At 70.2% G+C, this 12,966-nt stretch carries 12 protein-coding genes; 5 read left to right on the plus strand and 7 right to left on the minus strand.

Going from position 1 to position 12,966, the window contains the following annotated elements; translation table 11 throughout:
• Window position 1 precedes the first annotated feature (1 nt).
• From ACGFJ2_RS22175 to ACGFJ2_RS22185, 3 genes are read left to right on the plus strand one after another with little or no spacing between them, the layout of a single operon-like run.
• Window positions 2-1,213 carry a phosphotransferase family protein gene (locus ACGFJ2_RS22175; protein WP_393470967.1) on the plus strand — a complete coding sequence of 404 codons (1,212 nt, stop codon included), beginning with the start codon at window positions 2-4 and terminating at the stop codon, window positions 1,211-1,213.
• Window positions 1,206-2,198 carry a T3SS effector HopA1 family protein gene (locus tag ACGFJ2_RS22180; protein WP_393470970.1) on the plus strand — a complete coding sequence of 331 codons (993 nt, stop codon included), beginning with the start codon at window positions 1,206-1,208 and terminating at the stop codon, window positions 2,196-2,198. The genes ACGFJ2_RS22175 and ACGFJ2_RS22180 overlap by 8 nt, the downstream gene beginning before the upstream one ends.
• Window positions 2,195-3,583 carry a lanthionine synthetase LanC family protein gene (locus ACGFJ2_RS22185; RefSeq protein ID WP_393470973.1) on the plus strand — a complete coding sequence of 463 codons (1,389 nt, stop codon included), beginning with the start codon at window positions 2,195-2,197 and terminating at the stop codon, window positions 3,581-3,583. The genes ACGFJ2_RS22180 and ACGFJ2_RS22185 overlap by 4 nt, the downstream gene beginning before the upstream one ends.
• Window positions 3,584-3,587: 4 nt before the next feature.
• Here ACGFJ2_RS22185 and ACGFJ2_RS22190 read toward each other — a convergent pair whose 3' ends face one another.
• The 3 genes from ACGFJ2_RS22190 to ACGFJ2_RS22200 all read right to left on the minus strand — a co-directional run bounded on the left by ACGFJ2_RS22190 (window position 3,588) and on the right by ACGFJ2_RS22200 (window position 6,625).
• Window positions 3,588-4,343, minus strand: a complete 756-nt coding sequence (locus ACGFJ2_RS22190) for a sulfite exporter TauE/SafE family protein (RefSeq protein ID WP_393471423.1) — start codon at window positions 4,341-4,343, stop codon at window positions 3,588-3,590.
• 157 nt (window positions 4,344-4,500) lie between these two features.
• A complete protein-coding gene (locus tag ACGFJ2_RS22195) occupies window positions 4,501-5,625 on the minus strand; it encodes a serine hydrolase domain-containing protein (RefSeq protein ID WP_393470976.1) in 1,125 nt (374 codons plus the stop codon).
• 85 nt (window positions 5,626-5,710) lie between these two features.
• Window positions 5,711-6,625 (minus strand): patatin-like phospholipase family protein, encoded by a 915-nt coding sequence (locus tag ACGFJ2_RS22200; RefSeq protein WP_393470979.1) that lies wholly within the window; start codon window positions 6,623-6,625, stop codon window positions 5,711-5,713.
• A 150-nt stretch (window positions 6,626-6,775) separates the two neighbouring features.
• On the opposite strand from ACGFJ2_RS22200, the gene ACGFJ2_RS22205 reads away from it, so the two are divergent.
• On the plus strand, window positions 6,776-7,558 hold the full coding sequence (locus ACGFJ2_RS22205; RefSeq protein ID WP_393470982.1) for a DeoR/GlpR family DNA-binding transcription regulator: 783 nt from the start codon (window positions 6,776-6,778) through the stop codon (window positions 7,556-7,558).
• Between the two features lie 55 nt (window positions 7,559-7,613).
• On the opposite strand, the gene ACGFJ2_RS22210 is transcribed toward ACGFJ2_RS22205, so the two are convergent.
• The 3 genes from ACGFJ2_RS22210 to ACGFJ2_RS22220 all read right to left on the minus strand — a co-directional run bounded on the left by ACGFJ2_RS22210 (window position 7,614) and on the right by ACGFJ2_RS22220 (window position 10,845).
• Window positions 7,614-8,798 (minus strand): cytochrome P450, encoded by a 1,185-nt coding sequence (locus ACGFJ2_RS22210; RefSeq protein ID WP_393470985.1) that lies wholly within the window; start codon window positions 8,796-8,798, stop codon window positions 7,614-7,616.
• An 88-nt stretch (window positions 8,799-8,886) separates the two neighbouring features.
• Entirely contained in the window at window positions 8,887-9,450 is a 564-nt protein-coding gene (locus ACGFJ2_RS22215) for a TetR/AcrR family transcriptional regulator (protein ID WP_393470988.1), read from the minus strand.
• Between the two features lie 75 nt (window positions 9,451-9,525).
• On the minus strand, window positions 9,526-10,845 hold the full coding sequence (locus ACGFJ2_RS22220; RefSeq protein ID WP_393470991.1) for a hypothetical protein: 1,320 nt from the start codon (window positions 10,843-10,845) through the stop codon (window positions 9,526-9,528).
• A gap of 148 nt (window positions 10,846-10,993) precedes the next feature.
• On the opposite strand from ACGFJ2_RS22220, the gene ACGFJ2_RS22225 reads away from it, so the two are divergent.
• Window positions 10,994-11,878: an AraC family transcriptional regulator gene (locus ACGFJ2_RS22225; RefSeq protein ID WP_357939304.1), complete on the plus strand. Its 885-nt coding sequence runs from the start codon at window positions 10,994-10,996 to the stop codon at window positions 11,876-11,878.
• Between the two features lie 4 nt (window positions 11,879-11,882).
• On the opposite strand, the gene ACGFJ2_RS22230 is transcribed toward ACGFJ2_RS22225, so the two are convergent.
• The gene (locus ACGFJ2_RS22230; RefSeq protein WP_393470995.1) at window positions 11,883-12,836 is read right to left on the minus strand and encodes a dihydrodipicolinate synthase family protein; all 954 of its coding nucleotides are present in this window, start codon (window positions 12,834-12,836) and stop codon (window positions 11,883-11,885) included.
• Between the last annotated feature and the right edge of the window lie 130 nt (window positions 12,837-12,966).

Below are 12,966 nucleotides of genomic sequence, written 5' to 3' on the forward strand. Positions count from 1 at the left end.
GATGGTTCTCGCTCTGCCGGAACTCACCACGTACCTGCTGGATCGGCGGCACGTTCACCCGGAGGCGGTGGTCGACGGTGGTCTCACCATCGTCGACGCGTCCCGCCGCAATCACAACGTCCTGGTGAGTGCTGAGCCGGCGGTCGGGCTGTTCGTCAAGCAGGGTCGTTCCGATCCGGTCCAGTCGGCTACCGGCTGGACCGGGAGCGGATCGCTGGCGCACGAGGCGGCGGTCTACTCTCTGCTCGACTCACTACCGCGCCCTTCCAGCGGCGGGGGGATAACGGGAGCACTGCCGCGCTGCCGTGGATTCGACGCCGACCGCGATCTGCTCATCCTGGAATCGCTGCCGGACGCGTCGGATCTCACCTCGTACCACTCTCGTACACGCCGGTTTCCGGCCACCGTCGGAACCCGGCTCGGGACCGCGCTCGCCGACCTGCACGAGCGCGCCTTTCACGCGGCGCGGCGAAATCCGGCGGACTTTCCCGGGCGGCTGCCCTGGGTTCTCGGGATCGACCGTCCGGGAACGGCGTTCTACCGCGCGATGAGCAACGCGGGCCTCGAACTCGTCCGCATCCTGCAGTCGTCCCCGGAGCTCCGGGCGGCGCTCGCGGCACTGCGTACCGGCTGGCGTCAGGATGCCTTCGTCCACCACGACGTCAAATGGGACAACTGCCTGGTCCTTGCGGGCGGGGCGTCGGGGCGGCGTACCCGGATGGCGCTCGTCGACTGGGAGTTCGCAGACCTGGGAGACGCGTGCTGGGACACCGGTTCGGTGTTCGGCTCCTACCTCGGCTGCTGGCTGGCCTCGATCCCGGTGACCGGCAGCGAGCTGCCCGACCGCTATCTGGAGCTGGCCGAGTACCCGCTGACGCGCATGCGGCCGGCGATGCGCGCGTTCTGGGCGGCGTACGCCGGCGCGCGCGGGTGGGACGCCGCGACGGCGGACGCGGCGCTGATCCGCAGCGCCCGCTACGCCGGGGCGCGCCTGCTGCAGTCGGCGTACGAACGGGCCCAGGGTGCTGCCCGCGTCTCCACGACCGTGGTGTGCCTGGCCCAGCTGGCGGAGAACGTGCTGGTACGGCCGGAAGAAGCGGTCGAGCATCTGCTCGGTGTGCCTTTGCGAGGCGAACCTGGCCGACTGGGTGTACCCCTACGGCGAGAAGCTGACCTGGTCGGCGTGAGCCTGCAAGGAGGGGCTGATGAGTGACAGCCGCGCGTTGGTGGCCGAGGCCGTCGCCGCGACGCGTATTCACCCGCCGACGCGCTACACCTGGTTCGGGCGGATGTCGCCCCGGCTGACCGCGCGCGTCGCCCGGGTGCTCAGCCCGCGTGCCAGCCGGGACTATCTGGTGCACCGGCTGGCCGGTCAGTTGTACGGCGACTTCTACCGGCGCGGCCGGGCCGAGCCGCCACGCTGGAATGTCCAGGGGTCGTCCGCGAGCCGTAGCGGCTTCGCGGCCGCGCTGTCGGCGGCGAACCGCGGGCAGGGATATCTGGACGACGGCTGGCACGTGCGCGGAATCGACGAGCGCGGGGTGATGGTCGCCAAGAACGGGCTGGAGCTGACCGTCCACGCCACCGAGCTGGCGGGCGTATCGGTCGTCGGCGAACGGGCCGCGATGCGGCTGCCCAAGGAGCTCTTCGAGATCTCCCCGGGCTTCTACCTGGCCCGCGCCGACCGCCCGATGGACACCGGGCCGAGCGGCCGGGTGGTGCGGTTGTACTGGAACCTCCGCGCGGACGGGGCCGTCCCGTTCGTCGGGGCCGCGACGCGGCTGCTCAACTCGGCGGGCGCGGCCTTCCAGCTCAAGGTGCTGAACGACCCCGGCGCCTTCAGCCGGTGCGACGCGGGGGTGGTCTACCTGGCCCGTGACGACTACCCGGAGCTGGCCGACCTGATGCTGGCGCTGCATGCCGAGATCGGTGGATTCCTGTCGCCTCGGACACCGGTGTTCACCGCCGAGCTGGCGCCCGGCCTGGGGTTCGCCGAAGATCCGGGAACGGGGGAGAGCTTCGGGGAGCACCGCTGCCCGCTGCTCGCGGAGGCGCTGGTGCGGTCGCACGAATCGGGGTGGACGGACGACGCGGCCAGACTGGCGGCCGTCGAAGAACGCTTCGCCCGCGCCGGGATCGACCTGGACGCCCCACACCTGAGCCCTGACCCGCCCGCAGACCTGGCTCTCGCCCCATGACCGCGCCGCTTGGCGGGCCCGCGGCCGAGCAGTTGACGGTCGCGGTGGCGATCGGCGAGCGGCTCGTGAAGGAGGCTGTCTGGTCGGGGGAGCGCTGCAACTGGGTCGGTGCCGAGCCGGTGGACCTGCGGGACCGAGTCGGTGCGCTGACGTATCGGGCGCTGGGCCCCAATCTGTACGTGGGCAGCAGTGGCGTCGCGTTATTCCTTGCCCAGCTGGCCACTGCCACCGGCCAGGACGAGTTCCGCCGGACGGCGCTGGCGGCGATGCGGCACGCGGTCTCCCGGCGCGACGACGTCAGCCCGGCCGCCCGTCTGGGCTTCTACAGCGGCTGGGCCGGAATGGCGGCGACCGCGCTGCGCATCGGCCGGCTGCTCGACTCCGCGGAGCTCGTCGACGCCGGGAGCGGCCTGCTCCGCGACCTCGCCCAGCAGCTCCATGGGATGGCGGAGGGCGGGGGGCAGGAACGCGACCTCATGTCCGGAGTGACGGAGAGTGAGGGGCAGGAACGCGACCTCATGTCCGGAGTGACGGAGGGCGGGGAGCAGGAGTACGACCTCATGTCCGGGGTGGCCGGGTCCGTTCCGGCATTCGCCCTTGCATACCGGTGCACCGGCGACGAGCGGATGGCCGAGGCGGCGGTCACGGCGGCCCTCTGGTTGGGGAGATCCGCCAGGAAGTCCCGTACCGGCTGGTCCTGGCGCTCGCCCGGCCTGCGCAATCAGCACGACCTCACCGGCCTCTCGCACGGGGCGGCGGGGGTCGCCGTGGCCTTTCTGGAGGCGTACCGGCTGACCGGCGAGGAGATGTTCGCGACGGGGGCCCGCAACGCGATGCGTTACGAGGACCGCTGGCTGGACGTTGGGGAGGGCAACTGGCCGGACTTCCGGGAGAACACCGCCGACCGCCGCGCCCGCACCTTCGTGACCCTGTGGTGCCATGGCGCGCCGGGCATCGCGCTGTCCCGGCTGTACGCGTACGAGCTGCTCGGCGAGGCGCGGTGGCGGCATGACGCGATGACGGCACTCGCCACCACGGAGCGGGTGACACGCCCGCTGACGAACGGCGGCGGGGCCGACTTCTCGCTCTGCCACGGGCTCGCCGGCAACGCGGAACCCTTCGAGGAGGCCCGCGAGGTCCTCGGCGCCGTCGGCACGGTCATCCCACGGCTCGGCGCCGACGCCGTCGGCATGGACATCCCGCGGCTTGTCGCCGACCACGGTCTGGAGCGGTACGCGCGCACCGGTGTGAGCTGGCCGTGCGGGACTCATACCGCGGAGACCCCGAACCTGATGCTCGGTCTTGCCGGGATCGGCTACTTCTACCTGCGGCTGGCCGTGCCGCAGGTCCCGTCCGCGCTGTTGCCGGTTCGGTGGGACCGGTGACCGATCACGGCCACAGCAGCAGGCGGGCGACGGTGACGGTGCCGATCGCCACGATCAGGGTTCGTAGCACCGCGGGGCTGAAGCGGCGGCCCACGCGGGCGCCGATCTGGCCGCCGAGAGCGGACCCGAGCGCGATGAGTATGACGGCCGTCCAGTCGAAGTCCGCGACGAACAGGAAGAAGAGCACGGCGACGGCGTTCACGACGGCGACCAGAACGGTCTTGATGGCGTTGAGGCGCTGCAGGGTCTCGTCCAGGAGCATGCCCATCAGGGACACGTAGATGATGCCCTGGGCGGCGGCGAAGTAGCCGCCGTAGACGCTGGCCAGCGTGAGGCCGATGTACAGCAGCGGACCGCCGTCCCGGCTGCCGGGGTTACCGCGCGATTCGCGGCGGCTTCGTACGTACCTGCTGATCAAGGGCTGGAACGCGACCAGGACGAGGGCGAGGCCGACCAGAGCCGGCACGATCGTCTCGAACGCCGTGGCGGGCAGCGTCAGCAGGAGCGTGGCGCCCGCGAGCCCGCCCAGCATGGCACCCACGCTGAGTTTCAGGATGCGACGGCTCTGACCGCTGAGTTCGGCCCGGTAGCCGATGGCTCCGCTGATGGAGCCGGCGATCATGCCGAGCGCGTTGGAGACCGTGGCGGTGACCGGCGGCAGGCCCGTGGCCAGCAGAACGGGAAAGGTGATCAGTGTCCCGGAGCCGACCACGGTGTTGATGGTGCCGGCGCAGACCCCGGCCACGAACACCGCGAGCATCTCTCTCGGCGTCACGCCGTGCGTCCCGCCGCCGCATCGCCGCCGGTGCCAGTCAAGATTTCCATGCGGATGACCTTATGCGGCGAATGCTTCGCCGCTCACCAAAGCATGCAGGCGCGCACCGCCCCTATCGGCGCTCACTGGGGCAGGTAGGCGCCTACTTCCCAGGGCAGAAGACCGCCTTGGCCACCTGGTCGATGGCGGCTGGGGAGAAGTCCCTGTTGCTCACGCTCAACGTGGCGGACACGGCGAGCTGCAGGCGGCCATCGGGTGAGGTGAAGGTCGTGGCCACGAAGCCGGACCCGCTGCCCCCGATCGCCTGCAGTGCGGGCTCGCTCCCGCACAGGCGGGCACCGGGGGAAGGCTGGGGCGGCGCGTCCTCCGGCGGGTCGGTGATCACCCGTTGCAACGACGCCGGCAGCAGCTTGCCCTGGACGAACGCGCGCTGGAAGGCGCTGACGTCACGTGCGGTAGAGATCACTCCGCCGGCCGCGTACCCGTAACTCGCGTTGAGCCGGTCCATGTCGCGCAGCTTGCCATCGGGGCCGGGGTAGTAGCCATGCCCGTGCGGGCCCTTGATGGCGGCGGGCGGCTTGGTGGGCAGGTAGGTGCGGCTCATCCCGACAGGGGCGAAGACGCGCCGGGCGAGCTCGGCGGACAGGGGGTGGCCGGTCACCTTCTCGATGATCATGCCGAGGAGCATGTAGTTAGTGTTGGAGTAGGAGAACTTCTCCCCCGGCGCCCCCGTCCGGGGCAGGCCGCGGGTGGCCTTCACCAGCTCGATCGGAGGGTGGTAGGTCGTGAAGTCGAAGTCGTCGAACAGCTCGGATGCGAAGAAGTCGGGGATGCCGGAGGTGTGCCGGATCAGCTGTCGTACGGTGATCTCATCGGCCCGCTCAACCAGGTCCTGCTGAGCCACTTGCGGCAGGACATCGCTGAGTTTGTCATCCAGGCCGAGCTTGCCCTCCCTGACCAGTTGCAGCAGCACGGTGGCCGTCATCTGCTTGGTCTGGGAGCCGACGCGGTAGCGGGAGCCGGCGGGGATCTTGCCGCCCTTGCCATCGAGGAGGCGGGAGCCGGCCGAGCCCTGGCCGACTCGCTTGCCGTCGACGTACACCTCGCCGATGGCGCCGACCACTCCGGTGGTCTTCGCGAGAGCGTTCAACGCCTCCTGTACGTTCCGGGTCTGCGGTCGGTCGGCGGCGGTGGCGGGTGCGGCGATGCTCAGTGCCAGCATCACGCAGGCCAGACCGGCAGTACGAGCTGCGGTCGTACTCTTCACAACAATGGTCCTCTCCTCGCGGGAGCGCGCGGGGAGCATTCGGCAGGGCCAAGACGCTCCCAGCGTGCTGACGTTCGAGGACTTTTTAGGCCAGCGGCTGTTTCCTCACCGTTTCCGCAGACAGTGTGGTGGCGGGCCAGGCTACGCGCAGCCGTTCGGCCTCGTGTTCGGCTTGCGAGACTCCGGCGTGGAAGGCTGGTTGCCAGGACGCCACGTCTGACAGGCCTGAACCGAACGCCTCCAGCGAGGGGGCATCGGGACTGACCGCCACGGCCGTGTCCGCGCCGAGCCCGTCGAGCGGCTCGCGGGGGAACAGGTGCGCCAGCGGCTCGACGAGCAGCACAACGTGGGCGCCGGCGGCCAGGGTGACGTTCGCGCCGCCCGCCAGAGCGCCGTCGATGTACCGGTGGCCGTTGATCGTGATGGGCGGGTAGGCGCCCGGTATGGCGGAGCTGGCCGCCACCGCGGCTACCAGCGGCGCGCCGCTGTCGCGGTCCCAGACCTTCGGCTCGCCGGTCTCAGCGTCGACGGCTGTGATGAGCAGCCGCCGGTCGGGCCATTGGCGCGCGGTGATCAGGGACTCCATCAGGGCGATGCGTTCCGCCTCAAGCATGGCGGGAGCCTCGAGGGCGATGCGGCCGACCCGGCGCCGGGCCTCCTGCGGTTCCAGGGTGGGGTCGCCGAGCACGGTGAAGACCTCGGCCATCCGCGCCGGGTCCGTTCGCGGGTGCGTCTGCGGGTCTGTCGGCGAGGCGGTGGTGCGCCCGTCCTGGTCCTGCCGAGGGTCCCGGTCGGGACCTGTGCGGGTGGCGAGCCGGTCGAGGTCCTGACCGGTCGCCAGCATGGCGCCGACGATCGCCCCGGCTGAGGTGCCGACGATCAGGTCCGCGTCCGCGAGGTCCACTCCGCGGTGCCGCAGCCCGGCGGCCAGGCCCGCCATCCAGCCCGTCCCGGGGACGCCTCCGGGGCCGAGGACCAAAGCCCGCGAAGTTCTGCTCATGACTTCCCTCCCCAATGGATCGGTACGGGAACAGCCTCGGACCTCAACCAAGGTTGAAGTCAAGCCGGCTCGTCGCTCCTCGCGGTGCCGGTGGTGTGAGAGATTAGAAGGATTCGTGGAGGTCTCACCGATGCATGGGGAGTGCCGTAGGTGAAGTCACGCGCGGCCGGTGGGGCCAGCAGGCGCCAGGCCATGGCGGAGCATGTCCTGCGGCATGGCTCGGCCTCGATGACGGAGCTCGCCGAGACGTTCGGCGTGAGCGTGATGACCGTCCACCGTGACCTGGACCAGCTGGAGAGCCAGGGCATGGTGCGCAAGTATCGCGGTGGCGCGAGTGCCCAGGCCTCCAGCATCTTCGAGAGCAACATCGCCTACCGCAAGACCGCCCAGACCGCGGAGAAGGAGGCGATCGCCCGGCATGTGGTAGGGCTGATCGAGCCGGGGAGCTCGGTCATCATCGACGACTCCACGACCGCGCTGGCCGTCGCGCGCCATCTCGACGAGGTGGCTCCCCTGACCGTCGTGACCAACTTCCTGGAGGCGATCAGGCTCCTCGCCCCCATGCCGGGCATCCGGCTCATGGCGCTCGGCGGCGAGTACTACCCGACGCACGACTCCTTCCTGGGCGTGGCCTGCGTCGACGCGGTCGAGGCGATGAACACCGACACGGTGGTCGTCTCCACCTCGGCCATCTCCGACCGGCACGCCTTCCACCAGGAGCAGGAGATCGTGCTGGTGAAGCGGGCCATGCTGGCCGCGGGCACGCGGTGCGTCCTGGCGGTCGACCACACGAAGCTCGACCGCGTGGCCTTGCACCGGGTCGCTTCTCTCGACGCCTTCGACGTCATCGTGGTCGATTCGCACGCGCCGCCCGAGGCCGTGCAACGGCTCCGCGACCGGCATCACCGGGTCGACATCGCCCAGGTCGGCTAGTGCGCTGTCCACGGACGTCCACCGGATCGACCTCACCGTTCGGATACAGAGGCCCCTACCAGGTGACAGGGAGCCGGTGCACGCCGTAGATGGTCATGTCCGTACGCATGGGCACCTCCTCCCGCGGCGCCGCCAGCCGCAGAGCGGGGAAGCGCTCGAACAGCGCCCAGTACGCGATCCGCATCTCGAGCCTGGCAAGCTGTTGGCCCAGGCACTGGTGGATACCGTGTCCGAAGGCCAGGTGCCCGGTCGACGAGGGCCTGGTGACGTCAAGGGTCTCGGGAACCGGGAACCGTTCGGGGTCGCGGTTGGCGGCTGGGATCGACAACGTCACCACCTGGCCCTTCCTGATGGTCCGGCCGGCGATCTCGACGTCCTCCAGCGCGGCCCGCATCGGCCCGAGGTGGGCGACCGACAGGTACCGCAGCAACTCCTCGACCGCACCCTCCGTCCGGGCTGGGGTCGCGCGCAGCGCGGCGAGCTGGTCCGGGTTCTCCAGGAGGACGTACGCGCCCAGGCCGAGCATGGCTGCCGTGGTCTCGTGGCCGGCCACCAGGAGCAGCAGGCCGACCCCGGCGATCTCCTCCTGCGTCAGTTCGCCGTCGGTGACGAGGCTGGTGAGTAGGTCGTTCGCCGGGTGCGCCTGTTTCGTCCCCGCGAGCTCGTACAGGTAGCCGAACAGGGAGGCCGTCGCGCCGACGACCTCCTCCTTTGTCGATCCGTCGCGCAGGGCAGTGGCGGAGTCGTGCTGGAACCGTTCGCGATCGGCGTATGGCACACCCAGCAGCTCGCAGATCACCAGGGAGGGGACGGGCAGGGCGAACTCGCGTACTAGATCGGCGGGCGCGCCGACACGTTCCATAGCGTCGAGCACCTCGGTGGTGATCTGGTTGATCCGCGGCTCCAGGGCCTTCAGCCTGCGCACCGTGAACTGGGCGGTGAGCTGACGGCGGAAGCGGGTGTGGTCGGGCGGGTCCAGTTGCATGAAGAAGCCGGGAGGTTGGACGAAGCTCGCCGGATCGAACCCCTCCCAGGCGACGGGCCAGCGCAGGTTCTCCAGGCGGCTGCTGAACCGGGCATCGGCCAGCACCGCCCGGGCGGCCGCGTAGCCGGTCACCAGCCAGCCGTCGTGGCCACCGGGGTAGCGCATGGGCTGGATGGGCGCCTCCTCGCGCCAACGGCGCAGCTTCTCCGGAGGGTCGAACGGGGATGGGCGTCTCGTGGGGAAGGTGATGGTCACGCTCTCGCTCCTCAACAACTGGAGAATCCTCTACATTTGTAGAGTATCGACGGCGTGCGTCGGTCTCTGAGGCGGTGTGGTCGTACAGTCAGCCCTCGCCGACGGTGGCGAGCAGCGCGCGGATCTTGGGCCGCAAGTCGGGCAACTCGCCTGGGTCGCTGAGCAGGTGGTCGAGGAGCAGGCCGTCGCCGTACGCGATGAGGTCACGGGCCCACAGGTCCGCGTCGGGCACGCCGGAGTCGGCCAGCAGGCGGGTGATCAGGGCCCGCACGCGGGCGCCGCCGGCCACGAGCACCGCGCGCAGTTCGGGCCGCCGCGTGGCCTCCAGGGACAGCTCGTACCTGGCGAGCTGGCGGTCGCGGCTCGTGCTGAGCCACTGCCCGATGAGCCAGGCTGCGGCCTCGACCAGGCCGTTTCGACTGGTGCCGGCTGACTCCGCTCGCTCCTGCATCGCGGCCAGGTCGGCGGCGGTGTGGTCGGCGAGCCGCTCGACCGTCGCCTGGAGCAGCGCCTGCCGAGTCCTGAAGTAGTAGGAGGTCGAGCCTTCCGGCAGGTCGGCCGCCCGGTCGACGGCGCGGTGGGTCAGACCACGCATGCCTTCCGCGGCGAGGAGCCTGATCGCCGCGTCGGCGATCTCCTGTCGTCTCGACACGGGCCGAGTCTAGTGGTGGCTTGGTCCATCCCACCGGGAGGCAGGATGGAGGCCCACCCTGCTCCCGGCCGCGGGCTAGGGGAGGGCGGTGCGGGGGACGGCGAAGATGGCTCGGCCGCAGCTCAGTGGGGTGGCTGTCTCAGTGGCGCACTGGTTCTTCGTCCATTCGGTCATCGACCAGACCAGGCCGGTGGCGTAGTCGTAGGTGAGGGACTCGGGATGCATCCCCCAGCACTCATAGGCCGAGCTGTAGGGGTTGGCGCAGGTGTGGGATCTGCCGGTGGAGGTGTTCAGGGCCCATAGCTCGCCTGCCTCGTCCGACCAGCTGTGCGCCACATACCAGGTGCCGTTCCAGGACAGCACCCCCTGCATGTTGCCGACCTGGGTGCGGTACGCCTGGGCCGCCGGGGTGTAGCCGCTGGCGTTGGCGCTGAGCAGGAAGTTCGCGCCGCCGAGGTTGTATCGGTAGACCCTGCCGTGCAGGGCGGGGTTGTTGAAGTACTCCACGGCGGTCAGGGAGTCGGGGGTGGTGCTGCGGTCCAGGGAGATGGAGGCGAAGCACGGCACGCCCGTGTCGCTGCTCATCGTGCAGGTGCCGCTGGCGTAGCTGTAGAAGCCGACCTCCGGCATGACGTACTGGTAGCCGTAGGCGGCGTACCCGCTGCTCGTCTTGCCGATCGCCGAGCTCGCGTCGTTGACCTGAAGGATCTCCGACATGCTGAACACCCTGATACCGGTGGAGTTGGCGCCCGTCGCGCTGACGTACAGCTTGTCGCCGTACCAGGCCATGCCGCCCATGTGCGTCTTGGCGGGGCCGAAGGTGTTGTTGGCGTAGCTGGTGACGTTCGGGTTGGTGGTGCCGTCCGTCGGCGCGACCAGGTAGACCCAGCGGTACTTCGGCGCCGACGGGTTGGTGTAGTCGATGAAGGCGACCCTGGCGTCGTTGTTGCGGAGGTTCGCGCCGCATTCGCTGGAGTTGCAGTAGTTCCAGCCGCTGAGGATGGCCTTGTACGCCCCCCAGGTGCCGTCGTCGTCGGCGTCGCCGGAGGTGGTGAGACTCTGCGGGATCCACGTCTCGGTGCTCGCGTCACCGCCGTCCCAGCACCAGCTGACCGTGGCGGCCGGCTTGATCGGCAGTCCTGCGGCCTCGGTGCTGTCGCAGGTACGCATGGGGTGGTTGGCGCTGGTCATGACGTCGGCGAAGTCGACCTCGGTGAGGCCCGGCTGCGCCTTGAGCGTGCTCAGGCCGGTCGTCGGGTGCCAGATGACACCGGCTCCGGAGACGGCGACGAGCGGGGTTCCGTAGGCGGAGTCGTCGACGGGGTCGGCGTGCGCCGGAGTGGCGACGGCGAGGGGGATGATGAGTAGCAGAAGGATGGCCACGAGTCTGGACAAGGGGGTGTCCTCTCTTACCGGCACATGTCCCCCATATTTCGAGAAGGGGACAGCAGAAATCATGGAATCCGGAGCAGGCCCTCAGATAGCACTAAACACGTCTTAGTCGGATGAAATTGACATCAATGCGACGACTATGGTGGCGGCTGTGACGGCCACCCCCCTGAAGTTGTCCCGAGGTCTGCTCTTCATCGCCGACGGCTCTCCCGCCTACGCGCGGCGCTACACGCACGACGGTGAGGAGCCCGTGCACGCGCACAGCTTCGTGGAGATCGCCGTCGTGGTCGCCGGCACGGCCGTACACCTTTCCTCCTCTGGGCGGCAGGAACTGCAGGCCGGGGACGTCGTCCTGCTGCGTCCAGGCGTCTGGCACGGGTACGAGGACTGCGCGCGGCTCGTCCTGTACAACTGCTGCATCGGCACCGACCTGCTCCGCAACGAGCTGTCGTGGACGCGCGAGGACCCCCGGCTGGGCTACCTGCTCTGGACCGGTCCGCACTCGTTACAGCGGCGCGGCCTGCTGACCACCCATTTGGCGGATCTTGATCTGCGTACGTGCCTCGGCTACCTGGAGGCGCTCGACGGGCTGCGCGACCGCAGCATCCAGCGGCACCGGGCCGACGTCATCGGCTGGCTCTCGCTGTTCCTCGGGCACCTGTCCCGCACCGTCGACACCGGCCAGGACGAGGCGGCGGCCGACGGCGCGGCGACCCATCCGACCGTCATGCGCGTGGTGGGCATGGTGGAGGGGGATCTCGCCCACGACTGGACGCTGAACGAGCTGGCCGGGGCCGTCGCGCTCAGCCCCGCCTACCTGGTGCGGCTGTTCAAGTCGGTCACCGGATTGCCGCCGATGGCCTACCTGGGCCGGCTGCGCGTCGAGACCGCGGCCGACATGCTGCTGCGCACCGAGGAGCCGGTGACGTCGATCGCCCGCGCGGTCGGCTGGCCGGACCAGAGCCACTTCGCGCGCCGCTTCAAGGCGTACTTCGGACTCAGCGCGACCACCTACCGCAACCGGTTCCGCACCTGAAGACCTAGTATTCCGGCCCGTGCCCGGGAGGTACGCGGCCGCTCCCCGCTTCTATGAGATGTTCGGCCTGGTCGGCGGCGAAAACCTGGATGGCGGCCCGTTCGGCCGCGTCGCATGGCAGCAGCGGCGGGGCCACGTGCTCGGTGCACAGCCCGCGCTGGCGCAGCAGCTCCTTCACCGACGGTACGCCCGGCCGGATGGCGTGCAGAGCGGCGAGCCCGTCGGCGACCGTCTGCAGATGGTCGAGCGCGGCGTCGTTGCCCGTCTCGTACGCCGTGACGAGCCCGGCCATCGGCCCCGGCGCGAAGTTGGCCAGACCCGGTGCGATTCCGTCGGCTCCGGCACGCAGCCCGGCGGCGAGCCGGCTCTCCGCCCCTTGGGTGACGCCCACGCCGCCCACTTCGCGGGCGATGGCGACGATGCTCGCGAACAGCTCCGCGTCCCCGGAGCTGTCCTTGATCCCGATGACGTGGCCGAGCCGCAGGACCCGCGCCACCAGGGTGGGGGTGAGCGGGTTGGCGTAGCGGGGCGCGTTGTAGGCGACGACGGGCACGCCGTACTCGGCCAGGGCGGCGAAATGCGCGACGATCTCGTCGTCCCGGTGCCTGAAGTAGCCCGGCGGGCTGAGCAGGAAGGCGTCCGGCTCGGCGGCCAGCGCCGCTTCGGCTTTGGCGCGCGCGTCGAGCGTGCCCTGCGCCGATACGTTGACCAGCACGGGGCCGTCGGCGACGAGGGAGCGCCAGGCGCGGGCGGCGGCCGTGGCGTACGCGCCGATGGACGAGGCGGGCAGCAGCGAACCTTCTCCGTTGCTGCCGAGCAGCAGCAGCCCGCGCACGCCCGCGGCGGCCAGGCGGGGAAGCAGGTCGGGGGCGGCAAGGTGGTCGGGGCGGCCGGGAGCCGCCATCGGCGTGACGACGGGCGCGGTCACGCCGCGCAGCAGGGTTCGGCCGTCGTTCATGATCAGTGTCCCTTGACGGTCGGTCACGAAGCGCCTTTCTCCAAGCGGACAGGGGTCGGTCGTCGTGCGACGCTGACCCCAAGTGCTGACCCCAAGTGCTGACCCCAGGTGCTGACCCGAGGTGCTGACC

The organism is Nonomuraea sp. NPDC049028, assembly GCF_043197735.1.
GTDB lineage: Bacteria > Actinomycetota > Actinomycetes > Streptosporangiales > Streptosporangiaceae > Nonomuraea.